This is a genomic window from Pantoea stewartii (genome assembly GCF_011044475.1).
GTDB classification, from domain to species: Bacteria; Pseudomonadota; Gammaproteobacteria; order Enterobacterales; family Enterobacteriaceae; genus Pantoea; species Pantoea stewartii.
Window position 1 is genome coordinate 909,248 of sequence record NZ_CP049115.1, and the last position, 24,676, is coordinate 933,923.

Below are 24,676 nucleotides of genomic sequence, written 5' to 3' on the forward strand. Positions count from 1 at the left end.
GCGGGCTTTAACGTCTTTTACGCCGTAAAAAGCGTTATGCCCTGCGAGCCCGCCTTTATTTGCTTTTTGACACGGCTTTGCCTGACGGTCAAAAAACATTGGATCGTATCTTATCATCGCTGCGTCGACGAAAGACCAATAGCTCTGATAAGTCACGTCCCTTCCGATCGGCTCGTACATTTTCTGTGGTGAATGATAAAAAGTAATCCGGCAACTCCCCATTATTCAGCGGGTTAAAATCACATCTTGTCGATATTTTGATTTATTAAACTGAATATTGAGCATGCTAATATTTAGGGCTCTATCTGTGCTGACTGACGCTGCCCATGTCGTGAATATCGCGCGGACCGCCAGACAGTAACATCGCCATGCTTTAGTCAGAAAAAACCAGACCGCATCACGGTCATCAATCAGACTGAGGCAACCACTTTTGCCGCAAGGCTTTTCGGGACAGGAATCAGGATGCGTACAGGCGTTTCAACAGGCGAAGACTCGCTGCTGCAACACAGGTCATTTGTGGCGTTTTGGCTCGCCCGAACCTGTTCTTCATTTGGTTTTCAGATGTTTTCCGTGGCCGTCAGCTGGCAAATCTATGCAATAACCCACAGCGCGATGGCGTTAGGCATGATTGGCCTGATGCAGTTCCTGCCCTCAGTGCTTCTGGCGTTGCCGGCGGGACATCTGGCCGATCAGTTCGACCGCCGCCGTATCGTGGTTATCGGCCAACTGATTGAGTGGGCCGCGCTGCTCGGCCTGGTAGCGCTGACGCTATTGCACTGGGCAGACAAACTTGAAATCTGGGGGCTGGTCTTTCTGATTTCGCTGGCGAAAGCCCTGGAATGGCCAGCCATTACCTCTATGTTGCCGGCGCTGGTCCCGCCACCGATTCTGGCGCGCGCCATGGCGGCCAGCTCTGTTGGCGGTCAGGCGGCGGTGATCGTCGGGCCAACGCTGGGTGGCCTGCTGTATATAGCCGGTCCCGAGGTGGTTTACGGGGTTTCAGCCCTGTTTTATTTATTCTCGCTGATACTGGTGGGTTGCTTACGTTATGAACGCCCTCCTCAGGAACGTGTGCCGATGACGCTGTCGAACATGTTTATGGGCGTACGCTTTATTCGCGAACGCAAGGATGTTCTGGGCGTGATATCGCTCGACCTGTTCGCCGTGTTACTGGGCGGGGCGACCGCCCTGCTCCCTGTCTTCGCCCAGGATATTCTGCACACCGGGCCATGGGGACTTGGCCTGTTACGCGGTGCGCCGTCAGTGGGTGCCCTGTTGGTCGGCGTCTGGCTCAGCCGCCATAAGCTGGAAAAACATGTTGGCATGATTATGTTTGGTTCAGTGGCCGGTTTTGGCCTGGCGACGCTGCTGTTCGCGCTCTCAACAAAACTGTGGCTTTCTCTGCTGGCGCTGGCCGCGCTGGGCGGTTTCGATATGGTGAGCATGGTGATCCGTGGCGCACTGGTTCAGCTGGATACACCCGATACGATGCGCGGCCGCGTCAATGCGGTTAATGCCATCTTTATCAATACCTCAAATCAGTTGGGTGAGTTTGAATCCGGGCTGCTCGCGGCATGGATGGGCGCGGTGCCCGCCGCCGTCATTGGCGGTGTCGGGACACTGGTGGTGGTTGGGCTCTGGATGATGCTCTTTCCGAATCTGCGGAAAAGGCAGAAGCTTGAGAATGAGACGGTGGCATAACGTTGAGCGGGAAGGTGGCATGGCCCCGGGGAACCTACGGCGAATTTCGCAGATCAGGCGCAGTGGGTCAGGAACGACAAGCCATACCTGCACAGTACGTTGATACCGCATAAGGCATAAACGCGTCACGATCTGTTATGCGTTGCCTGTCTGTAGCCAGTGATGCAGCGGATGATAAGGCCCCTTCCGGGACAAGGCCACTTTATATTCACCCTATAAGGTGGCCGGTTTGACCTTCACGTCCTGTTTCGCATCAGTTGCACAATCACAAATCCCCCGCCGATACCGGCCGTGATAATGCCAATGGGCAGCTCCTGCGGGGCCAGCAGCGTCCGACTGGCAATATCGCCAGCACACAACAAAATGGCGCCCCAGAGCGCGCACAGTGGGATCAGCAACCGGTGTTTCACACCCGTTACGTGTCGGCACAGGTGCGGCACCATCAGTCCCACGAAGCCAATGACGCCGGTCAGGGCCACCAGCAACGCGGTTGCCAGCGCACAGCAAAGAAACACCTCGATGCGTAACCGGTTGACGTGAATACCAAGCGAGAGTGCGGTTTGCTCGCCCGCCAGCAATCCATCCAACTGCCGCCCGCGCAGCGCCACAAACCCTGTCAGTAGTGCCAGACTTACCAGTGCATAAGGCAGATTATGCCAGCTGGCTAATCCCAGCCCGCCCAGTGACCAGAACATCACCGAGCTGGCCGCGCGCTGGTCGCCTGAAAAAATCAAATAGCTGGTCACCGCACCAAACAGAAATGACACGGCCAGCCCGCAGAGAATCAAGTGCTCTGCTGAACGTTGCTTTTTGAAATGAAAAAGCAACATGACGGCGGCGGCTGAAAACAGCCCACCCGCGAAAGCGGCAACGGGCAAGGTTAACGCCGACAGCCGATCGCCAAAGCGGGTAATCACCAGTACAGCACCGGCTGAGGCCCCAGAGGACAGACCAAATAAAAACGGATCGGCTAAATCGTTACGGGTGGTGGTTTGCAACAATGCCCCGACGATGGCCAGGCCAGCCCCCGTCATCACGGCCAGCAGCGTGCGCGGTAACCGTAGGTCGATCACGATTCGGGTTACCATTTCAGAGACGGGCGCGTCTGCCATGTCGAGTGCGGACAGCACCTGCGTTAAAGACAATGACACGGTGCCTTCCGCCGTGCTGATCAGCATCAGGATCGCCAGCAGCAGGCAGGACGCACTCATTATTGCTGGATAACGATGCGGCGATCGATTCACGGCGCATCCGGCGAATAGAGCGCATGAGCCAGCTTCTCTACGGCCTGAATATTGGCCGGCCCCGGTGTGAGTTCAGCGTACTGTAACTTCAGGTAGCGATGGTGTTTTACCGCAGGCGTCAGCTTCATAAGCGGATGATTTTCCAGGAAGTGGCGCAGTGCCTCTGCCCCACTGCCGGTCTGATAGTCCAGCAAGATAATAAAATCCGGCTGCGTGGCCGCCACGCTCTCCCAGGAGGTGGTGCCCCAGCTCATCTCCAGCGCTTCCATCGCGTTTTTACCTCCGGCGGCCTCAATGATGGCGGTCGGCATGGCATATTGTCCGCTGGTGAACGGTTTGTCTTCGCCTGAGTCGTAAACGAAGACTTTTCGAGGCGGCGTGTCAGCCGGACGCTGAGGTAAGGCCTGCAGTTGCTGCTTCCAGTCCGTCACCAGCGCCTCGGCTTCGGCCCGCTTGCCAAAAATTTTGCCCAGTTTAATCTCGTCGTTATAGAGCAGATCCATCGTCGCTTTCTGCTTGTCCTTCTGCGTAAAGACACAGCTTTCACTCAGCACCAGGGTTTTAATGCCGTACTGACGCAGTGAAGCAGGCGTAACGTCACCGCCCACTTTCATCCCGTAATTCCAGCCAGCAAAAAAGAAATCAGGGCTCGCGGCCAGCAACGTTTCCAGTGAGGGATATTTGAGTGCCAGCTCAGGGATGGATCCCATGGCCTGCTTAAAGGCCGGCGTCATCTTGTACCAGCCACTAATGCCGGTGAGACCGACAATACGGTTCTGCAGATGCAACGCAAAAGCCATTTCTGCCATATTGAGGTCGTTAATCACGGCTCGCGCAGGCGGCGAGGTGAACGTCACGGGCTGGCCGCAACTGTCGATGGTGACAGGAAAATCACTTGCGCTGGCCCACATGGCTGGCGTCACGGCCAGAAACGCGGCAAAACCGATTTTACTCAATGCATCATGCACAGTCGGGCACCTCAAAAATACGTAAGCGCTTACCGCTGGCAGGATGTTTTACGGTAAAGCTGTTTAAGCCGAACACGGGCTGGAGATAGCGCGACGTCAGCGCGCGCGACGGGTGATCACACACAATTTGCTCGCCCTGCGACAGGATAAGCACACGATCGGCAAACGTATCAATCAGGGACAGGTCATGCAGTACCGCTATTGCCGTAATCCCTTTGTTTTTAATGAGTGCCAGTAGCTGCTGGCGGGCCAGCGGATCAAGATGGTTCGTCGGTTCATCCAGTAAGATCAATAACGGCTTTTGCGCCAGCACGCGCGCCAGTGCAGCACGTTGTCGTTCTCCCCCGGACAGCGCAGCCAGCGGGCGTGTTTTTAGTGCTGAAAGACCGGTTTCATCAATGGACTCCTGGACGATCCGTTGATTTACTCCTGCCGGGCAGGCGCGTAGATGCGGAATACGGCCCAACGCAACGTACTCTTCAACCGACAGCCTGAGATCGGGCATATCATTCTGCGCCATCACGGCTATGCAGTTGGCAAGCTGTTGCCGTGAAAACGTTGCCAGACATGCGCCGTTAAGCTGAATCGCCTGTGGCGGTGACGATAACTCACGGCACATTGCCCGCAGTAATGACGTCTTGCCACTGCCGTTTGGCCCGATGATGACCAGCCGCTCTCCCTCTCTGACGCTGAAGTGAATGTGATGCAAGAGCGGTTCGCCGTCCGTTCGGTTCAACTGCGCAATGTTGACCTGCAAAACAGGATCGGATTGAGGTAACGCTCTGGACGACGGCATGTTTTTCACCCTACAAATAGATATGTTATAACATAACAATTGAGGCACAGAAAGACAAGCGGCGGGCACAAATGAAACAGGGTGCCGCGATGTCGGCACCCTGAAGAGAGAAAACGAAAACGGCTTATTTAAAACGGTTGTGAAACAGGCTGGCCGTCATCGCTAGCATGCCAGCACCCAACGAGGTATGTAGCATGAGTGTGTTGAGCATCGTCACCTCCTCTTCGTTTTGGTTGCACTTATCGGTTTTACACCGCCTCAGCCAGCTTTTCCTCACTGGCCTCTTTCTCAATCAGCCGCATTAACAGCGACAATCGACGTTCAGTGCGCTCTGGTGTATCGGGCGGCAGGTTGTAACGCAGGGAGTAAAGTTTGCCTTTTTCGTTGTAGAAATCCACCACCAGCACCGGCATGATACCGCCAGGCACTTTGTTGTAATTCACCGACAACCGGGTGCGGCCTAACTGTAACTTTGCCGCCATTACGGTTTCGCCAACCAGTTTGGGATAAAGAGCACGATCTTCGGGCACGCTGATGACTTTCATTACCGCCTCCTGATTCTCTGGCACCTTGATGACAAAGCGCGGAGAACGCCGTCAGCGCCCTCCGCTTTTTCGTTAACCTGCCATTAGGCCTGATGTTCAATGGCTTCCGCCGTACGGTGTTCGATCGGAATGCGACGAGGCTTCTCGCTTTCCGGTATCTCATGGTGCAGGCCGACGCGCAGCAAACCGTCCTGCAGGCGTGCGGTGGTCACTTTCATATGTTCCGGCACGCTGTAGCTCAGACGGAAGTCTGAACGACTGATACCACGGTGCAGCCAACCGCTGTTCTGCCCTTCTTTTTCCGTATCGTTATCGCTGACCTCCTCTTTCTGTCCGGTCACGGTCAGACGACCGCCTGCTACTTCGATTTCAAGCTCGCTTTCTTTCCAGCCCGGCACGCTGACGGTCAGTTCGTAGTGTTCGTTATCAACCTGTTTCAGGTCGTAAGAGGGAGAAACCGACACGGGCGCATCACCGGTCAACTGGCTGAACAGCCTGTCGATACGGTTAAACCGGTCTGAAAAGGCAGAATCTGCGATAGAAGGAAATACGGGAAAATTACGTAATGCCATAGTGATAACCTCCTGAATTAATGGTTCATTCAAAAGCTCATCGGCGTGGGGACCTCCCCCGCTGCTCACAGACATTTATAGGATCATTTAGTGGGATTTCAAGCGAGGAAAATGAAATTTTTTTGGGCGTGAGTGGCTACATGGTTTTGCTCTTATCTCAGACGGACGCCCCATGTAAAAATGCCGTTTCATCCCTATCTGGTGCGGCGGTTTGGCGATCAGAAAGGGTATTAGAACCAGACACGTGTACCGTAGCGTTCGTTATCGCCGCTGTGCCGTTCAGCATTGATTTGTGACCAGCAAGCACCAAGGTAGACATCGAAATTTTGCATGTTCAGAACATGGCGAAAGTGGTATGAGGAGTGAAGGGTATGAATGGCATAATTGCCTGGAATAACGTCGTTCAGGCTGGCACCGTTCATTGGCTGTATTGTGAACGCTTTCAGATCATTACGCGCATAGATATAGATATAGATATAGCCAAGCTGGATGTCGCGCCACAACCCGTTCAGGCCGGCACTGAAGTTTTGTTCTTCCGTTGCATCCATATACGCCGTGCTGAGATTAATGACCGCCCCTGAATCCGGATTAGCCCGTTGCCCGTTCCAACTCAGGGTAGCGCCATATCCATTGCGTCTGGATTGATCCTTAAACTGACCCTGGCTGTTTGTGTAGCCATAGGCATTGTTCACCACGTTACTTTCCATTCCGACAGCGGCTGTCACGTCGCTGTGGTGCCACGCGATGACCGGACGTAAATAGTTGGCATTTTTTGAGCTCCACAAAAACTTAAGACCGCAGTAATATCTGTAGTAATAAGACACTGATTGCATAAAACAAGCACATTTATTGGCGGACAAAGACACTAAATAACAACATTAGATTCGGGACTGATGCAAAAAAACATAGCAAAAAAATAAATCTGTTCACAGGGAAAAACCAGAGAGACTAATAAATATAGCGTGTCAATTCTGGTGTTAAACGAAATATGCAGAGTAGCAAAAAATCAATTTCCTATGTCATTACCTTATCAGACTCATGATGAGGATTAATCGTTCTGTGGCAGCACCCCCCTAAATATAATATAAGAAAAACATTAGTAGCAACCAACACCATTGAAAATACACATAACAAAAACTGCATTCAAATTTCAATTAATTCAAAGGAAATATATTGAAATGCTATTTTCAGCATTGAAACATAAAGTAAACTGAAAAATCAAAGCAGTATATTACCAACCTATACCGCTATATTACTCACTAAAAATCAATGTTTCACTTGCAAGGCCATGCTCTTTTAAATAATTACTCTCCCATTCATAATAATCATCAGGAGCCACTCGACTAAATCCCTTTTCAAAATATCTATCTCCATGAGACATTACCATAGCCCAATAATATTCATCTTCATGCCCTAACAGGCAAGCCTCAAAATAATCATGGGGAGGATTGTTAAAAAGAGGGTTGTCATCAATAATAGACTGCGCCTCATCTTCAGTCTTCATACCATAAAAGATCATGATCCCTTTAATGAGATTAACCCATGAGTAAAAATTTACTGTAACTGTTTCGTTAGAATTATTTTCACTTACGTATTTCAACCCATCTTTGATTTTCTCAGTACCAGCCATATCAGTTACATCCTCTTTTGAATTTATTAAATAATTCCGCAGCTTTTTGACTATAGATTGCAAACTGTGTCCCACCGGCTTTTGGTGGGCGGCCTCGTTTAAAATCTCTCAAATTTAAGAGCATAGGTCCACTGACTGCATCGTGACCATGCGATAGAGTCCCTTTACGTGCTTGGGCAACAAAATCTGCCCATTCGCTATTGGCTGAATCGAATACTTTAATATCAAGTTTAGCAAGTTCAGTATTTGGAACATCAAATTGAGTTATTGACATATTCCTGTCAGTTCTCATCTGGGCCCACTTTTCAGCCTGAGCTCTATCTGTCGTTACATAAAAGCCGCCTTTATCTGCAGGATCAAAATCCTTGTTTCCTTGACCAAATGAAGGATCAATGGGGCCTTTGATATCTCCCGCATGATAAAAAGTAGTAACATCTTTTCCTGTCAACCCCCACGGATCCACCCATCCCAGCGCATTCGGCGCATACTGATAAAGGTTGATCCCCCCCGCCAGCCCTATCGGGTCATGCTGGGTAAACCGGCCGCTGTCCGGGTCATAATAACGGAACAAATTATAGTGAAGCCCCGTTTCGCGGTCCAGGTACTGGCCCTGCATACGCAGGTTCTGCTCTACCACCGGAATTCGCTGATTCGATTCGCGCAGCAGTTTGCCCCACGGGCTGTTCACACCTTCCCATGTCTTCTGGCCTTCAACGTCGGTCAGTAGCTCTGGCGTGCCGTTAGCCGCGCAGTGGAACCAGAATATCTCCGGACTTTCCACGCCATCAATACGGGCCAGTGGCTCATAGCTCTGGCTGTCGCTGTAGACATAAGTCAGCGGAATATCGTCGTGGATTTCCTGCAGCAGACGGTAACCTTCCCACACAAACCGCGTTGTGACAGCATGACCAGACGGCTTACCCTGTAACGATTGTTGGCAGGTTTTACTGATGCGTCGGCCCAGCGGATCGTAACGGAAGCTCACTTTGTTGCGTGGCTTATTGCGATCACGCGGCTCGCTGATGACATCCGTCAGACGATGCTCACCATCGTAACGGTAGCGCCAGCGGGTCTGGCCGTCATCCTTCTCAGTGGTGCGGCCATGGATATCGTACTGCCAGCGAATCCCGTTCAGTTCGGTCACGCGGTTATGCATGACGTGGGAAGCGGCATGGCGATCCAGCGGATTGCCTGCACCGTCCCAGCACCTGTCCCCTTTACCAGGCTGCGCGCCATCCTGAGAAAATAGCCGATTAGTGGACTACCATTAATACGACATCCCCAATACTCCCAAAAATCAATAACCATAAAACAGATGGTTTTATTGAGGCGAAATCCTTTCACAACTCAAAAAAAAAATTAACAACACACTCAATAAAACAACTACTTCAATTCCATTCTATATATATACCGCACTCAAAAGTATTGGAGTTTGATTGAACCGCTACATTACCCCACTGGAAGCACCATATATACCCATAGGGAGGATTTTTTATCTCACCATCATAGTTTCCGGGGTATTTATTCCGAGTCCATTCATATAACCTTTTTTCTTCATCCTTCAGCATATTTAAGTCAGCTTTTTTATTCCAATCGTGAAGGCTTTGAAAATAACCACCACTTTTGCTAATAAGATAAACACTTTTTTTAAAAGAAAAAACTGCAGGTCTAAACTCTATAGTAAATGGTTCATTATGCCAGATGATTTCTTTAGCAAAGAAAAAATATTTACCAACGCATGTCAAATCATCAGATAATTGAAAAAAATGGGATTTAATGAAGGAATCGTAAGATTCAAGCTCTATCTCATTTTCATTTATCCGCAAACCTCCAGTATTTACATCTAAAGTCATTTTTTTCATATATCTATTATTTTTCCTGGTTTCAGTTTAAGTCTTGCTTCTTCTGGCCTTCAACGTCGGACAGTAGCTCGGGCGGCCCATTCGCGGCGCAGTGGACCAGAATATCTTCGGACTTTCCACGCCATCAATACGGGCCAGTGGCTCATAGCTCTGGCTGTCGCTGTAAACCTAAGTCAGCGGAATATCGTCGTGGATTTCCTGCAGCAGTCGGTAGCCTTCCCACACAAACCGCGTTGTTACGGCGTGACCAGACTGCTTGACCTGTAACAACGACTCACTGGGTTTGCTGATGCCCCGCCAAGGGGATCGTAACGGTAGCGCCAGCGGGTCTGGCCGTCATCCTTCTCAGTGGTGCGGCCATGAATATCGTACTGCCAGCGAATCCCGTTCAGTTCGGTCACGCGGTTATGCATGACGTGGGGAGCGGCATGGCGATTCAGCGGGTTGTCTGCACCGTCCCAGCACCAGTGCCCTTTACCAAGTTGCGCGACATCTTGGGAAAATAACCGACTAACATTTTAATATTACTGGATATTTCCTACTATCAGCATTCAGAATAATAACTTATTTGTAATTTTAGGTTTTACAGTTTTATCATTCAATTAAAACTTAAAGATTATTATGATTGATGAGCAACCATATTTTTTCTTTACAGAATCCAAAAAATTATTAGCTTCACTCCTATTAGCGTGCAGGCGCAATGCGTTCGAGTTTCCCCGAATCCTGATTGAACGAAAAATGACAATCATTCCATCCATCCAGCTTCTCACTAAAAACACAGACTACCAAAACTTCTTTCTCAGGGGTGATTGTCAAATAATAGAATTCTCCATTAACGGGAGAGAAAAAATGTCGATAAAACCTTTCCGGATCCGTTTATTACAGACAATCTTTTAGGCAATTTTTCCTTTTTATCGAGAACAAATAATAAGTTTCTACTGGAATCAATCAAGGACTGATCGATGTTTGTAAAAAACATTGAAATAGTCTCTCCATCGTATCTCCACTCGACAGTTGATTCGCCAGCATCAACTTTCAGATTTTCAATTTTCACTACAAAAATCGCTCATCAAAGTTTCTTTAACCGCTAAATATCAATAATCCCAACTTTAAGGATTGAGTGCAAATTTCGCGTAGCGAGTTTTCCCATAGACTGTTACCCCTTCCATCTTTTCATGGTTCTTTACATTAGTAAAAATTTCTGACGCGCCGTTAGCAGCACAATGGAACCAGAAAAAATGCAAGCTTTTCAGAACAGTTTTACATAGCTCTGGCTTTCGATGTAAACGTAGCGAAATATCTTCGTGGATTTCCATGCAGCAGACGGCAACCTTGCATATAAATCGTATTATGACAGCATTGTTATACGGCTTACCTGTAACGATTGCAGGCGGGTTTTACTGATACATCTGGGTAATTGTCGGGCCAGTGGCAAGTCACACATCCCTTTTGCTTTATATAAGTACGAAAATTTAAGTTAAAATTGAGTAATATTAAGAGAAGGGGAAATTAAATAGTCAATACTATAAATCATAATATTCGCAATTAACTTTAAGAAAAAATTGATAATTTTATCTAAAATTCACACAACTACAGGATAATAAATATTTTAATTCTTTAGGAAAATACCAATCAAATGAGAAATATACCTGGCTGGTTGAATCTCAGAAAAAGTTGAAAAAATCAAAAGATTATGCCTTCCAGAGTCACATTGAGTTTCAAAAAAGCTGATAGCTTCATCATTGTAATGATAAAGACCAGAACCCTTAGTCATTTCTTTTACTCCCCTTATTTTTTTGGAGTAAAACTGTTTAAACTCTAAATCTTCCGAATTAAAACTTTTCGAACCATATACTGAAAAAACGACTTCTCCAGAACAATACGGGCATATAATGACGTTTTTTTTATGAATAAAATCATTCTCAAAACCATCATGTAACAAAACTTGAGCTTTAATACCATTTTTCATAATTTTTTCCAAAACTCCATTTCTAATCAGATTTTCGACATTATCAGCTGTTTCATATTGTTTATTCATTCCTGCCTTTCCAAACCATGGGATTGCTGGACCGGCGTCAACTTCATAAGATTTCAATACCTCACAGGTAGATAGAGGTTTTTTCAATGTATAATCCGGAAGCGCCCTACCTTCAAAAGAAGCTCCTGCTGGAGAAAGGAACGTACCTGTATCTCTGATAACACCATTTTCAGTCCAACCACCATAACGATCTAATTTAGTTCCTGGCTGAAGGGTCTCTTTCACTGAGATAACAAAACCGCGGTTCGGTGGCCAAGCCCCACAGATTCACCCATCCCAGCGCATTCGTCGCATACTGATAAAGGTTGTTCCCGCCCGCCAGCCCTATCGGGTCATGCTGGGTAAACTGGCCAGTGTCCGGGTCATAATAACGGAACAAATTATAGTGAAGCCCCGTTTCGCGGTCCAGGTACTGGCCCTGCATACGCGCAGGTTCTGCTCTACCATCGGAATTCGTTGATTCGATTCGCGCAACAGTTTGCCCCACGGGCTGTTCACACCTTCCCAGGTCTTCTGGCCTTCATCGTCGGTTAAAAGTTCTGGCGTGCTATCAGTGGCGCAATGGAACAGAATATCTCCGGAATTTTCACTTCATCTATATGTGAGTAATCAAAATTGAGACCGTCCTCTTCCCTCTCTGGATTGGGTGGCTATAATGACTTCATAGGCATCACGTTCACTTTTCTGAGCTTTTAATACTTCGTAAAATGAAATTTTTGATTTTATCTCATACATAGCAATCGTCCCGCTATCGTACCTAATATAATACTCATCATTTCTTTTTATAATATCTACGCCATATCCTGAGAACATTAATTCATTCATAAAAAACCCGTAAATTCATTTAAATCTGGGAAAACAGACAACTTGACTAGTCAGTTAGTGTGTGAAACCAAATGATCTCAACAATTAATTCAAAATATCAAACATTGAAAACGCTTCAGAAGCCTAACCCTATCATTTTTATTTAGTAAGCTTATGTCAGTGTTAATCTTAATGCAAATCGTGAAAATAACAATTGCATCCACATGCAAAATCATTCATTCTTTTAGCTTACGTCAAGGATGATTATCACACTTTCAAAACATACTTAACTTTGCATATTGTAAAAAATTATGATAATCTATAGCTTATAAATCAATAATTTAAAAATCTCTTTAAAATGAGTCACATGTAAAAAAGCACCTACCAGCTTTAATTTAATAAAAGAAAATCAATATATTGCCGATTATTGTATATAGAAGGATGGAAATACTTAAAAATATAAAAATGAATGTATTGATTGGTAAACCACAAAAACATGCAGAAGAAATTTAATTATTTATAGTAATTCTTTAAGTTATTCCATTTTAAATATTCCCCCCATGACTTTACATCTTCGAAACCTGAAAATTAGTTATAAGTAACCATACCTGTTCTGTCATGTGGATCATATACTGCATCAATGTGTCCCCATGGGCCATAGACGGGAAGCTTACAATCAGATTGCACTTCAAACCACTTTCTTAATTTTCGCGTAACTTTACCTTCTGGTTTATTTTTCTCTACCATCAATAGCTTATCAGGTGCAAAGCACCAACTTACTACTGTGGCATTTACATCACCTTGATGAGATAAAAATACGATGAGGTAAATATCACCTTGTCTATTATTTTTATATTAAAAACGGCTCGATAGTTTACGGTATCATCACCATTGTCAGGCCACGCCTCCCAGCGCAGACCGTCAATAATAAACAACTTCTGCTTAGTTGAAATTGAGGAGATAACTAATCCATTGTCAAAAATCACACTTCTATTTTCTTCGTTAAGATTAATTTAAACTCTCCATATTGGAAAGATTTATACCAGTCGAAAAACCCTTACACTAAAAAATTGAAAGTTACTTTCGCCGTCGCTAAAGTAATAATTACTTCACCAGCCCATCAGACTTATTTTCTAGCTCAGGCTAAAAATATACTCGCACTTATTTCTGAGCTCAGGATTCACTTTTCAACACCTATTAAAATACCACTTATCAACCAATTTAAGCGTATTCGGATTATTGATAACCTTAAGCCAACTACAATTATCACTCATTAAAATCATCGACAATCACTATACTTCAAGGTATATAGACACTGCTTTCTCAGCGTCTGACATCTTAAAAAGCAAAGGGTTATCATAATCATTATAAATCTCAAGGTAGGCTTTTACTGAATTGTGAATTTCATTATACTTCAAAGTACCACCCTCTATCTTCTGGATTGTTAACTCATATTTCCCAATGATATCACTAAGCTTATTTTTCCCATTTATTAAGGCTTCGTTCTTAATTAATGCCAGTGTATCTTTCAAAATTCTCACTACATGATTCGTATTCATATAGACGTCCTATGGAGTGCTAATTCTTCTAGTGTTTAAAATCCAATTCTGCTCCCAGTCTCGAGGAAGTATTATTTGATCAGCTTTCCCATTACGTATTGCCCCGGACTTTGTCACTTGAGGTGAAACCTCACCAATCTGTAGTACTGTCCCCTTAGGTACCAATATTGTAGCTTCGTATTGTCGAGTATTTTTCCATTCCGGTAGTAATGCAGCATCTATCTTAGCTTGAATACGACTACCGGCGCTTGTTGTTGAAAGGAATGAACCACCTGCTTCAGCCTTCCCTCCATATACCCTATACAAAATAATATCTTCTGTTGTTACAACAGTTTTATAATCACTATTTGTAAATGTAGCAGCGAGTGATTCTGGGAGAGGTTTTTTCTCAATCTCTTTATATTTACCTTCAAGTTTTTTACAACTCAACCCCCACGGATCCACCCATCCCAGCGCATTCGGCGCATACTGATAAAGGTTAATCCCCCCGCCAGCCCTGTCGGTTCCTGCTGGGTAAACCGGCCGCTGTCCGGGTCATAATAACGGAACAAATTACAGTGAAGCCCCGTTTCGCGGTCCAGGTACTGGCCCTGCATACGCAGGTTCTGCTCTACCACCGGAATTCGCTGTTTCGATTCGCGCAGCAGTTTGCCCCACGGGCTGTTCACACCTTCCCAGGTCTTATGGCCTTCAACGTCGGTCAGTAGCTCGGGCGTGCCGTTAGCCGCGCAGTGGAACCAGAATATCTCCGGACTTTCCACGCCATTAATACGGGCCAGAGGTTTATAGCTCTGGCTGTCGCTGTAAACATAAGTCAGCGGAATATCGTCGTGGATTTCCTGCAGCAGACGGTAACTTTCCCACACAAACCTCATTGAGGCAGCATGACCAGACGGCTTGCCCTGTAACGATTGTTGACAGGTTTTACTGATGCGTCGGCCCAGCGGATCGTAACGGAAACTCACTTTGTTGCGTGGCTTAATGCGATCACGCGGCTCGCTGATGACATCCGTCAGACGATTCTCACCATCGTAACGGTAGCGCCAGCGGATCTGTCCGTCATCCTTCTCAGTGGTACGGCCATGGATATCGTACTGCCAGCGAATCCCGTTCAGTTCGGTCACACGGTTATGCATGACGTGGGAAGCGGCATGGCGATTCAGCGGGTTGCCTGCACCGTCCCAGCACCAGTGCCCTTTACCAAGTTGCGCGACATCTTGGGAAAATAACCGACTAACATTTTAATATTACTGGATATTTCCTACTATCAGCATTCAGAATGATAACTTATTTGTAATTTTAGGTTTTACAGTTTTATCATTCAATTAAAACTTAAAGGTTATTATGATTGATGAGCAACCATATTTTTTCTTTACAGAATCCAAAAAATTATTATCTTCACTCCTATTAGCGTGCAGGCGCAATGCGTTCGAGTTTCCCCGAATCCTGATTGAACGAAAAATGCCAATCATTCCATCCATCCAGCTTCTCACTAAAAACACAGACTACCAAAACTTCTTTCTCAGGAGTGATTGTCAAATAATAGAAGTCTCCATTAACGGGAGAGAAAAAAGTCGATAAAACCTTTCCGGATCCGTTTATTACAGACAATCTTTTAGGCAATCTTTCCTTTTTATCGAGAACAAATAATAAGTTTCTACTGGAATCAATCAAGGACTGGTCGATGTTTGTAAAAAACATTGTAATAGTCTCTCCATTGTATCTCCATTCGACAGTTGATTCGCCAGCATTAACTTTCAGATTTTCAATTTTCACTACAAAAATCGCTCATCAAAGTTACTTTAATCGCTAAATATCAATAATCCCAACTTTAAGGATTGAATGCAAATTTCGCGTAGCGAGTTTTCCCATAGACTGTTACCCCTTCCATCTTTTCATGGTTCTTTACATTAGTAAAAATTTCTGACGCGCCGTTAGCAGCACAATGGAACCAGAAAAAATGCAAGCTTTTCAGAACAGTTTTACATAGCTCTGGCTTTCGATGTAGACGTAGCGAAATACCTTCGTGGATTTCATGCAGCATTCGGCAGCCTTGCATATAAATCGTATTATGACAGCGTTGTTAGACTGCTTACCTGTAACGATTGCTCGCGGGTTTTACTGATGCATATGGGTAGTTGTCGAGCCAGTGGCAAGTCACACATCCCTTTTTCTTTATATAAGTACGAAAATTAAAGTTAAAAATGAGTAATATTAAAAGAAGGGGGGATTAAATAGTCAATACTATAAAATCATACTATCTACAATAAGCTTTAAGGAAAAAATGATAATTTTATTTAAAGTTCACACAACTCCAGGATAATAAAAAACTTAATTCTTAAGGAATACACCGCTCAAATGAGAAATGTACCTGGATGGTTGAACTTCAGAAAAAGTACAAAAAAATTTTATGTTTTCCAGGATCAAATTGAGTTTCAAAATAGCTGATAGCTTCATCATTGTAATGATAAAGACCAGAACCCTTAGTCATTTCTTTTACTCTTCTTGTTTTTTTGACAAAACACTCTATTGCCAAATATCTATTAAGTGTTTCCAAACTTCAGTCTCTTCATCATTTGGTAGGCGATAATCAGCGAATTTCTTACGATAATTTTTAAAGCAAACGTCAATTGCTCTAATTGAAACCGTTTTATTATCACGACTTCCATCAAGAATTATTTGCATTTCTTTCCGGGACTTTTCGTCTTTAATCATTTTATCAAAAAAAACCTCAAGAAAATTTAAAGCTTCATTGTAAGAAAATAGATCAATCATTCTCTCTCCGGCAAAATATCAACTTTATCAAATTCAATTATTTTATTATCGGCATGCATTTGTTCAATTTTTCCAGCGCCATATTCCGGATATGCCTCGGTAAATGGCTCTAGTGGTGCATCTTTTTGGTCGCCAAACATTCGTGGATGGCGTACTTGTGGAACACCATTCTCGTAAAGTTGTAATGTATCAAATTCTCCTCTAAGGCGTCCATCGCTCCAAGTTTTGTCCAAAGGATCCAATGGATCTAAATTCTCTTTTCCTTTTATTTGAAAGGCATCACGCACACCATATCCAGAATTTATTTTTTTAAACCCGAAGTAAGTTACTGGTGCTGACTTAGTTTCAATTACCTTAACTGCCCAAACATTAATACTACCATCATCATTAAGATACCTCATGTAACGATATCCTGTTGCGGGCAACGTAGCGCTAGGCCCAGCTGGACCAACATAAAAATCAGGTTTATTAGGCTTCTCATCTGTTTTACAACGTCTTGATAAACCCCACGGATCCACCCATCCCAGCGCATTCGGCGCATACTGATAAAGGTTGATCCCCCCCGCCAGCCCTATCGGGTCATGCTGGGTAAACCGGCCGCTGTCCGGGTCATAATAACGGAACAAATTATAGTGAAGCCCCGTTTCCCGGTCCAGGTACTGGCCCTGCATACGCAGGTTCTGCTCTACCACCGGAATTCGTTGATTCGATTCGCGCAGCAGTTTGCCCCACGGGCTGTTCACACCTTCCCATGTCTTCTGGCCTTCAACGTCGGTCAGTAGCTCTGGCGTGCCGTTAGCCGCGCAGTGGAACCAGAATATCTCCGGACTTTCCACGCCATCAATACGGGCCAGTGGCTCATAGCTCTGGCTGTCGCTGTAGACATAAGTCAGCGGAATATCGTCGTGGATTTCCTGCAGCAGACGGTAACCTTCCCACACAAACCGCGTTGTGACAGCATGACCAGACGGCTTACCCTGTAACGATTGTTGGCAGGTTTTACTGATGCGTCGGCCCAGCGGATCGTAACGGAAGCTCACTTTGTTGCGTGGCTTGTTGCGATCACGCGGCTCGCTGATGACATCCGTCAGACGATGCTCACCATCGTAACGGTAGCGCCAGCGGGTCTGGCCGTCATCCTTCTCAGTGGTGCGGCCATGGATATCGTACTGCCAGCGAATCCCGTTCAGTTCGGTCACGCGGTTATGCATGACGTGGGAAGCGGCATGGCGATCCAGCGGGTTGCCTGCACCGTCCCAGCGCCAGTGTTCATTACCAGGCTGCGCGCCTTCCTGGGACAACAAACGACCAGCGTTATCGTAGTGCCATAATGTCTGGCTGAACGGATTATCGTCGCGCTCTTCACGGATCAGGTTGTTGCCGTAATCGAAGTCGCGTCGGCGGGACCAGACGCGCGGTGCAGGTCGCTGGGCTTCCCCCCTGAAAACGTCACGGCGGCGCAGTCTGCCAAGACGATCGTATTCACTGCGCGTGGTCAGACCGCCCTGCGTGCGGCTGAGTTCCCGATGCAATGTGTCACGGGTAAATTCGGTCACCGGCAGGTTGTCGAGTGCGATGCTCAGTAAATGACCGCTACCGTAGTAAAGCTGCTTCAGGTTGCGGCCATCCGGCAGGGTTAGGGCTGTGCAATTACCCAGCGCATCGTACTCCCAGGCCAGTGTGCCCTGCTCCCCCTGTTCACTCACGATGCGGCCCAGCGCATCATAGGTAAACGTAATCTCCTGCTCAGCCTGCTGGCTCCACTCGGAGTCAGACAGTGGCAGATGCTGTGACACTTTACTTAGCTGACCACCACCACGGTAGTGATAGCGCGTCTGGCCTTCCGGTGTCGTGCGCGCCAGCAGTTGTCCGGCCCGACTCCAGTGATAGCGATGGGTAATCGCCTGAGGATGCCCGGCGGCAAAAGTGCGTGCTAACGTGCGGCCCGCAGCATCATACTCATAACGCGTGGCCACGCCGTCCAGTCCAGTCTGGGCCAGCAGCAGTGAATCTGCGCCCCATTCGAACTGATACTGCTCGCCGTTCTCGTTTTGCAGCGCCGTTAACCGGCTACGGCTGTCCCAGCTGCGTTGAACCGTCTCCCCCTGGGCATTGCGGTTCGCGATTAAGCGCCCGACGTTGTCATAGCGGAATTCACTGCGTTTGCCATCGGCTGACTCGTGGGCCAGCGGCAGGCCGTTGTCACTCCAGCGCAACCGCTCTTCCCAGCCCTCTGCCCGCTCCAGCAAAACAGGACGGCCTGCTGCATCATAGTGATAACGGGTTTCTTCACCATCCGGCGCCGTCACACAACTGAGCCAACCCAGCGGATGATAGCGGTAGCGCGTCGTCAGCCCTGAGCAGTCTGTTTCACGGATGACCTGGCCTGCATCGTTGAACTCCCGACGATAGCTGTTGCCTGCCGCATCGATTTCTTCGATAACCAGCCCAAACTCATCCCGCTTATAAACGGTACTTTGCCCGAGCGCATCGACCACACGCTCAAGGCCATGATGGGGATCGTAATAGTATTTCGTTGTGGAGCCGTCTGCGCCTGCAACGACCGTTGGCAGAGAACGGTGGGACAGCCATTGCACTGCCTGCACACCGCCGTCCGCATCTTTCTCTTCAACACGGTTACCAAGATCGTCATAGGTGAAGCTCACCGCATTGCCCAGCGGATCGATGCGGCGCGTCATGAGTTCGTTTTCATTCCACTCATAACGCCACTTCTCGCCCCGTTCATCAATGAAACAGGTGATAAGGCCCGCAGCATTCCAGTGGTGTTCGCGCTGTTGACCGTCATAGGTCGACACCCGCGTAATGCCTGCTTCCAGATCGTAGTGCATATGGCAGCCATCACCGGTATTGGTGCGGTTCTCGACCACACGCCAGTGATCCAGTTTCTGCCAGCGATATTCACTTTCCAGTCCGCCCGGCAGCTGATGCCAGATCATTAACCCATCGTCGTTATAACGGAAACGGCGCGAGGTAATGCCAGCCGCATCGGTGACGCTGGCAAGCTGGCCCTGTTCTGTATAGTCCCAGTGCGCTAGCGGCCAGTGCTGTTCACCATCAAAGTGACTGGCGGAGGTCGGGCGCTGGGGGTGCTGGTTGTCGCCGTAATGCAGTGTGACGTCGATGGCCAACGGTGCATCATGAATACGCACAAGACGCGCCTGCTCATCCCAGCCCATCTCCAGCGCGTTACCGTATTCGTCGCTGAGCGAAGCCAGACGCAGTACCTGAGGATTCGCCGCGGTAGGTTTATAGAGCCGCCAAACCGCACCATCATCATCGGCAATAGCGATATCGCCCATTTCATTACGGCGCACCATCAGTCCTTCGCTGATGCTATATAGCACCTCTTTATCCCCCGGCACCGCAAAGCGCAGCTCGCGCCCGTTGTCATCAAACCAGGTTGCCTGCGCGCCATCCAGCACTAAATAGCTGTCGAACACCGTTGCCCAGCCCAGACCAAATAATCCGCTGCGCTGCGTCAGGCTGTTGTAACTACGTTGGAAACTGAGCGGAAAACGGCCAGGAAGGGAGAAATCACGTTCGGCATCATCATTGAGGACTTTGACGCCAGTCGAGGCATGAACCGGAAACAGCGACGAAAAGGCCGCATTAATCGCCATATCGGCCATCATCCCCCCGGCCGCACCGGCGAGTGCACAGGGCATGTTTTTCAGAATCTGACTGGGTCGACCGCGGATCAGGGACAGGCCGATCATCGCTAAAGCCAGCCCTGGTACTTTACCGCTTTTGATCTCTCTTACCGTCACGGTTTCACCGCCAATGATGACATTGGGTGAAACGTCGTCACTTACCGTGGCTTCGCAGGTGGTTTTGTCTTTGGCGCGAACGGCTGGCTGCCCGTTAATAAAAACCTGCTTAGAACCCTGGGCCAGATATTGCGGCGCGCCGTGTTTTTCGCAGACAACTTTGTCCTGCTCCAGCGGAGACGTTCCGGCATCGGCTGACGCAACCGTAGGCTGCCACATCGCACTGCCAAACTGGCTGGCTGCAGCGAGCAACATGCCGCCGTAATCGGCAAAGCTTTTGGGTGACTGCGGTTCCGGCGGTGGAGTTTCTCCGGATACGAGCATGCCCGCCGCACGTGCCGCGAGAAGACCGTTCACCAGAACATTTTCTGATCCGCTGGCAATCACACCAGCGGGCGAAGGAGGGAACAGCATGTTTCCCAGCCCATCGGCTACTTTAGTGATGTCCTCTGAGAGGCCAACGGCATTGGCCAGTACGCCGCCCAGAATACCACTGAGCAGGCAGCTGGAACCAATAGCGGCCACACCGGCCGCGGCCATCCCTGCACCTAACAGGGGCGCGGCGGCGGTTGCCGCCGCGCCCACCGCCGCACCGATCACGGCGTAGGCTGCGCCCTCAGCGACAATACTGGTGATATCAGCAAAAATGCTGGAGTGAATGATCTCATCGCCCACGCGGGCCGCATGGTTATCCATAGCTTATGCTTTCCGTGGATTGTTCAGAATCAGACTGTGTTTAAAACTCTTCCAGCGCTCTCCATCTTCTTCATTGAAAGGACGCATCGCGGAAAGGGTAAAAATCATGAAAATGTTGCTGTCAGGAACCTGAGTAGCCAACTGCCGCTGCCACACAGCTTGTCCATTGCGCTCGAAGGCGGTTTCAACTTCCAGCGCCTGTAGCGCGCTATCAATCCCAGCCATAACCCGTACAAACGCTGTTTGCTGAATAGCGCCCATCTGACTGCGTAATGTATCCCATTGACGCTGGAACTCCGTCTCCGCATCGCTACCTTCAGGAATGACACCACGACTCACAACGAATGCCAGCCCACTGGCCTCATCCCGCAAAATATTCATGGTGGTGTCCTGCCACGCAGCAGGAAACAGCGCAAATGCGCCTTCATTGAACTGATAATTCATAGGGTGTCCGTTTATTGATTGGGTGTGGCTGACGTATTCAGGCTTCGATATGTGCCATCGGCATCATCGGCGTTAGTGAGTATTTGAGTGTTATCACGCGCCACTTTAATGTCGAAAAGACGAGGAGAGATATCCGGATCGCCGCCACAAATGACGTCATGGTTGTCTTCGCGAACCGTAATGATAAAGAAACTTTTATCACTGCTGTCGTCAACATCATACCTGAGACATTGATCGCTGAGTGTTGTCAGGTGATAAGTGTGAATGGCTTCTGTTGCCGCGCTGACAGCCTGGTCTGCGCTGATGTCATGCTGTTTGGCACTCATAGTGGTATTCAACATGATATGGCTGACCTTTTGCTGGTCAATTTCGAACATCAACTGTTTCTCACCCAGCCTGTAGATAAGCCAGTGTTGATTATCGCTGTCACTTTCTTTGCCTGGGCCATAGGCTTGCCGGACCTGTTCCACGCTATCGCCCACCACAATATTGCGAGCCGTCGGCACGCTGGCAGCGTCCACAAGAATCTCCGCCAGAATGGTATGGCTGGCATTTCCCACCGCCGTTGCGCTGAACAACGCAAAGCCGTCATAGCTGTGTTGGAAATAGTTGTATCGCTGTTCATCAATGACCACTTCTCCGGCCACAACCGAGCTCAAGGCTTTGCCCGCACGGACGAAGCTCTGATTGTTCCATGCGTCACCAGGGGTGAAAGCGTAGTCGTTGAGCAGAACGGAAAAATCACCCTCGTTTAAAGCGGGAGCTACGGTTTCTGCAGTGGATTCAGCCCTGGCAATGCACGATACCAACATAAGGACAGCCATAAACAAAAAGCTGCCGAAAAGACGATTTATGAACATGATGTTTTTATCAGGGTAAAGGCAGAAGAGTATCAAATGAAAGTGGTGTTGGCATCATTTTGCCATCAATATTTTTCAAGAGTTACTACTACAAATTATTCTTTACGCTATGATTTTCGCTTCTCATCTTTAAAATTCAATTATGCCTGGTATATTAATAAAGACAGACTTCTATATAATGCATCATTGCCATTTCCCCTTCTGAGCAACTAAAACCTTTCCCGCTTTAATCACTTTCAATGTCAATGGGTTAAAGTTGATAAGATATTGAACATCTGCATTTGTAAAAATCATCCCTACGACTTTTCTCTGCTGTTCCGAATTAATGGTTTTCCCTGAAAGGATAATTTGTTTTTCATCATTATTTCTGAAGTCGATGTACTTAACCCTGTCGCAAACACTGAACCCCCCCCGCAGCGGTTTAACAGAACAACGGTAAAGCCTGGTGTAGAAAACGTCTTCATTTGCGCTTCTGTATAACTGCTATTTACTTTGATCAAAGTATATTTCAGAGGCGCATATACAACGTCCTCCGAAGCGCTTTCATTCAACAACCATGCAACTGTATTACCTTCACGAATCAGATTCGCACTTCCTTTTCCTCTACCTAAACCAGTGTTAAAAAAGACCTTGGCCTGATTACCTTTTGCTGTGCCAGTGATATTTTTATTTCCATCTTCAGGACAATCTATTTTCTTCCCATTTCTTGTAACATAGCAATAAGTTCCAACAACTTGGTTACCATTTTGTTCCAGTTTAAGTGTTAACGTTGAGTACAATGTGCCGTCATTATTTTTCTCCTGTCCGCCCCATTGCCCCGAAAAAACGCCGTAGCAGGCAGATGACATGAATACAGCGTTAAAAAAAAACAGGCTGGCAAAAATTTCCTTCATGATATCTTACTAACACTAACCCGATAAATAAGGAGTAATTTAATAATTCTCATTATGCAGACTCAGGACTTTACAAATGAAATATTCAATGAAAATAAACGAAGTATATTTATATTACTGCGGCGCAATGCCTTTGTGGGCTTGAGTCAACCTGTCTTTCTCGCTCTATTCTTTAACTTCATTAACGCCTCGACTTAGATACATTAAACTATAGTAGCCTTCTTATTCTGTATAAGCATAACGTCTGTCACCTGGGACAACAAAAACACCTTTAAGAGCGCACGTTTTACTAGGGGAAAGAATAAGACGGCAGTCGCACAACATCATTGGCTTTGAAATCATTATCAGCATGGTTGAAATTATACTTTCCTTTTAGGCTATACTATCGAGGTTTGCACAAAACCAGCAACTGAAAAGACATTAGGAAGTGACAGAAGAATCATAATATTAAAACCATCATAATCTTCTTTATTTCAACGTTCGTTTATCAACGTAACCATTTTTTATGGGTAAGCTTAATTTTAAATATTCAGACCGAATTAGCATTCTGGCACATCTCTTTCAACAATTATTGAATTACCCTTGAAAAATAGCCTACCTCATGTATTTTTCATTACGTCACTGACTAAGCATCATGCATATAAGGGTGATCCAAAGTGCTATACCTGCAGGCAAATTTTGTCCACCCAATATAAAAAGATTCAGTTGATACGCTAATATATATGCTTATCAGTTACTCCACTTACCGTCCTGACTTAAGACAACTTTATTATTAACTATGACAGTTAAGTTATTGATTGGCTTATTGAGAATGTAAGTTGTGTCGTGATTTTTAAATTTATAACTTAAGGCAGGACAAACGTCTTTACTGCACTCACTTCTCACCGCCTTACCCTTTAAGGTCATAACGGCACCATCAGATTTTCTTACACCTGTGTATTCAACATCGTTACAATTGGGGTTAGCAGAAGAACAGAGGAAAGAAATTGTTATTTTGAACTTATCCGTTTCGAAAGTCTCATTATGGTTTTCAGATCCTTCTTTCATTTGAGCATGAGCATTAAATTTCAACTCCTTAAATCTTTTCGCCCATTGCTCTATATCTGGTTGTATACTTTTTTCATTCGACGCATCGCTTACATAACTAATATAATTATCGTCTGGTTGCACCCAAGCGGCATAAACTTTTCCATCTGGTTGAATAACAAACGCCGAAGCCTGCTCAAGGTATAAGTCTTTAGGCCACCCCTCAACAAAAAGTCCGCCATCGCGGGTAAGATGTGGAGCGCCGAAAACATCAAAATTTCCGCTAAAAGTATCATAGTTTGATTTAAGCAAAGATTTCAACTTTGCCACTATATCGTTATTTTCAAAAACCCCTGACACTTTATTAATATCATTATAACTTTTCAAATCAATTGCTGCGCTAGCGATGTTTGCAAAGCATAAAGAAATGAACATTAAAAATGTGAAGCATAAAAATTTAACTTTATATTTCATC

Annotated in this window: 19 protein-coding genes and 4 pseudogenes; 1 reads left to right on the forward strand and 22 read right to left on the reverse strand. The window is 46.8% G+C overall.

What is annotated here, in order from left to right; genetic code table 11:
• The first annotated feature begins 462 nt into the window (after positions 1-462).
• Entirely contained in the window at positions 463-1,701 is a 1,239-nt protein-coding gene (locus G5574_RS04305) for an MFS transporter (RefSeq protein WP_033742113.1), read from the forward strand.
• 236 nt (positions 1,702-1,937) lie between these two features.
• Here the strand turns inward: G5574_RS04305 and G5574_RS04310 are convergent, their stop codons facing one another.
• The 22 genes and pseudogenes from G5574_RS04310 to G5574_RS04415 all read right to left on the reverse strand — a co-directional run bounded on the left by G5574_RS04310 (position 1,938) and on the right by G5574_RS04415 (position 24,675).
• Positions 1,938-2,912 (reverse strand): FecCD family ABC transporter permease, encoded by a 975-nt coding sequence (locus G5574_RS04310; RefSeq protein WP_164483195.1) that lies wholly within the window; start codon positions 2,910-2,912, stop codon positions 1,938-1,940.
• A gap of 29 nt (positions 2,913-2,941) precedes the next feature.
• Positions 2,942-3,856: an ABC transporter substrate-binding protein gene (locus G5574_RS04315; RefSeq protein ID WP_164483196.1), complete on the reverse strand. Its 915-nt coding sequence runs from the start codon at positions 3,854-3,856 to the stop codon at positions 2,942-2,944.
• A 49-nt stretch (positions 3,857-3,905) separates the two neighbouring features.
• Positions 3,906-4,709, reverse strand: a complete 804-nt coding sequence (locus G5574_RS04320) for an ABC transporter ATP-binding protein (protein WP_164482101.1) — start codon at positions 4,707-4,709, stop codon at positions 3,906-3,908.
• Positions 4,710-4,957: 248 nt separating this feature from the next.
• Positions 4,958-5,254, reverse strand: a complete 297-nt coding sequence (locus tag G5574_RS04325) for a hypothetical protein (RefSeq protein WP_033742120.1) — start codon at positions 5,252-5,254, stop codon at positions 4,958-4,960.
• 83 nt (positions 5,255-5,337) lie between these two features.
• Entirely contained in the window at positions 5,338-5,826 is a 489-nt protein-coding gene (locus G5574_RS04330; RefSeq protein WP_033742122.1) for an Hsp20 family protein, read from the reverse strand.
• A gap of 230 nt (positions 5,827-6,056) precedes the next feature.
• On the reverse strand, positions 6,057-6,659 hold the full coding sequence (locus tag G5574_RS04335; RefSeq protein WP_280530484.1) for a carbohydrate porin: 603 nt from the start codon (positions 6,657-6,659) through the stop codon (positions 6,057-6,059).
• 419 nt (positions 6,660-7,078) lie between these two features.
• Entirely contained in the window at positions 7,079-7,456 is a 378-nt protein-coding gene (locus G5574_RS04340; RefSeq protein WP_164482102.1) for a hypothetical protein, read from the reverse strand.
• Position 7,457: 1 nt separating this feature from the next.
• Positions 7,458-8,717 (reverse strand): annotated as a pseudogene (locus tag G5574_RS23600) (RHS repeat-associated core domain-containing protein); the annotation flags it as partial.
• Positions 8,718-8,844: 127 nt separating this feature from the next.
• Positions 8,845-9,318: a hypothetical protein gene (locus G5574_RS04350; RefSeq protein WP_164482103.1), complete on the reverse strand. Its 474-nt coding sequence runs from the start codon at positions 9,316-9,318 to the stop codon at positions 8,845-8,847.
• A 40-nt stretch (positions 9,319-9,358) separates the two neighbouring features.
• A pseudogene (locus G5574_RS23605) lies at positions 9,359-9,836 on the reverse strand (type IV secretion protein Rhs); the annotation flags it as partial.
• A gap of 1,091 nt (positions 9,837-10,927) precedes the next feature.
• A complete protein-coding gene (locus G5574_RS04360) occupies positions 10,928-11,581 on the reverse strand; it encodes a TNT domain-containing protein (RefSeq protein ID WP_164482105.1) in 654 nt (217 codons plus the stop codon).
• Positions 11,582-11,606: 25 nt separating this feature from the next.
• Positions 11,607-11,961, reverse strand: a pseudogene (locus G5574_RS23975) (RHS repeat-associated core domain-containing protein); the annotation flags it as partial.
• A gap of 4 nt (positions 11,962-11,965) precedes the next feature.
• On the reverse strand, positions 11,966-12,181 hold the full coding sequence (locus tag G5574_RS04370; RefSeq protein ID WP_164482106.1) for a hypothetical protein: 216 nt from the start codon (positions 12,179-12,181) through the stop codon (positions 11,966-11,968).
• 1,271 nt (positions 12,182-13,452) lie between these two features.
• On the reverse strand, positions 13,453-13,719 hold the full coding sequence (locus G5574_RS04375; protein ID WP_164482107.1) for a hypothetical protein: 267 nt from the start codon (positions 13,717-13,719) through the stop codon (positions 13,453-13,455).
• 9 nt (positions 13,720-13,728) lie between these two features.
• Positions 13,729-14,960: pseudogene (locus tag G5574_RS04380) on the reverse strand (RHS repeat domain-containing protein); the annotation flags it as partial.
• A 166-nt stretch (positions 14,961-15,126) separates the two neighbouring features.
• The gene (locus G5574_RS04385; protein ID WP_244964666.1) at positions 15,127-15,495 is read right to left on the reverse strand and encodes a hypothetical protein; all 369 of its coding nucleotides are present in this window, start codon (positions 15,493-15,495) and stop codon (positions 15,127-15,129) included.
• 750 nt (positions 15,496-16,245) lie between these two features.
• Positions 16,246-16,494: a hypothetical protein gene (locus G5574_RS04390; protein WP_164482108.1), complete on the reverse strand. Its 249-nt coding sequence runs from the start codon at positions 16,492-16,494 to the stop codon at positions 16,246-16,248.
• Entirely contained in the window at positions 16,491-20,978 is a 4,488-nt protein-coding gene (locus G5574_RS04395) for an RHS repeat-associated core domain-containing protein (protein WP_164482109.1), read from the reverse strand. The genes G5574_RS04390 and G5574_RS04395 overlap by 4 nt, the downstream gene beginning before the upstream one ends.
• A gap of 3 nt (positions 20,979-20,981) precedes the next feature.
• Complete coding sequence (locus tag G5574_RS04400) at positions 20,982-21,422, reverse strand: DcrB-related protein (RefSeq protein ID WP_164482110.1); 441 nt, start codon at positions 21,420-21,422, stop codon at positions 20,982-20,984.
• An 11-nt stretch (positions 21,423-21,433) separates the two neighbouring features.
• Positions 21,434-22,234 (reverse strand): hypothetical protein, encoded by an 801-nt coding sequence (locus G5574_RS04405; protein WP_244964667.1) that lies wholly within the window; start codon positions 22,232-22,234, stop codon positions 21,434-21,436.
• A 344-nt stretch (positions 22,235-22,578) separates the two neighbouring features.
• Positions 22,579-23,175 carry a hypothetical protein gene (locus G5574_RS04410; protein WP_164482112.1) on the reverse strand — a complete coding sequence of 199 codons (597 nt, stop codon included), beginning with the start codon at positions 23,173-23,175 and terminating at the stop codon, positions 22,579-22,581.
• Positions 23,176-23,904: 729 nt separating this feature from the next.
• Entirely contained in the window at positions 23,905-24,675 is a 771-nt protein-coding gene (locus G5574_RS04415) for a hypothetical protein (protein WP_033742132.1), read from the reverse strand.
• Between the last annotated feature and the right edge of the window lies 1 nt (position 24,676).

Bases quoted from the DNA above. Each gene is read 5' to 3' on its own strand.
- G5574_RS04370 (WP_164482106.1), bottom strand. From the start codon at position 12,181: ATGAATGAATTAATGTTCTCAGGATATGGCGTAGATATTATAAAAAGA.
- G5574_RS04350 (WP_164482103.1), bottom strand. From the start codon at position 9,318: ATGAAAAAAATGACTTTAGATGTAAATACTGGAGGTTTGCGGATAAAT.
- G5574_RS04375 (WP_164482107.1), bottom strand. From the start codon at position 13,719: ATGAATACGAATCATGTAGTGAGAATTTTGAAAGATACACTGGCATTA.
- G5574_RS04335 (WP_280530484.1), bottom strand. From the start codon at position 6,659: ATGCAATCAGTGTCTTATTACTACAGATATTACTGCGGTCTTAAGTTT.
- G5574_RS04320 (WP_164482101.1), bottom strand. From the start codon at position 4,709: ATGCCGTCGTCCAGAGCGTTACCTCAATCCGATCCTGTTTTGCAGGTC.
- G5574_RS04395 (WP_164482109.1), bottom strand. From the start codon at position 20,978: ATGGATAACCATGCGGCCCGCGTGGGCGATGAGATCATTCACTCCAGC.
- G5574_RS04315 (WP_164483196.1), bottom strand. From the start codon at position 3,856: ATGTGGGCCAGCGCAAGTGATTTTCCTGTCACCATCGACAGTTGCGGC.
- G5574_RS04400 (WP_164482110.1), bottom strand. From the start codon at position 21,422: ATGAATTATCAGTTCAATGAAGGCGCATTTGCGCTGTTTCCTGCTGCG.
- G5574_RS04340 (WP_164482102.1), bottom strand. From the start codon at position 7,456: ATGGCTGGTACTGAGAAAATCAAAGATGGGTTGAAATACGTAAGTGAA.
- G5574_RS04390 (WP_164482108.1), bottom strand. From the start codon at position 16,494: ATGATTGATCTATTTTCTTACAATGAAGCTTTAAATTTTCTTGAGGTT.
- G5574_RS04310 (WP_164483195.1), bottom strand. From the start codon at position 2,912: ATGAGTGCGTCCTGCCTGCTGCTGGCGATCCTGATGCTGATCAGCACG.
- G5574_RS04410 (WP_164482112.1), bottom strand. From the start codon at position 23,175: ATGAAGGAAATTTTTGCCAGCCTGTTTTTTTTTAACGCTGTATTCATG.
- G5574_RS04325 (WP_033742120.1), bottom strand. From the start codon at position 5,254: ATGAAAGTCATCAGCGTGCCCGAAGATCGTGCTCTTTATCCCAAACTG.
- G5574_RS04405 (WP_244964667.1), bottom strand. From the start codon at position 22,234: ATGTTGGTATCGTGCATTGCCAGGGCTGAATCCACTGCAGAAACCGTA.
- G5574_RS04415 (WP_033742132.1), bottom strand. From the start codon at position 24,675: ATGAAATATAAAGTTAAATTTTTATGCTTCACATTTTTAATGTTCATT.
- G5574_RS04330 (WP_033742122.1), bottom strand. From the start codon at position 5,826: ATGGCATTACGTAATTTTCCCGTATTTCCTTCTATCGCAGATTCTGCC.
- G5574_RS04305 (WP_033742113.1), top strand. From the start codon at position 463: ATGCGTACAGGCGTTTCAACAGGCGAAGACTCGCTGCTGCAACACAGG.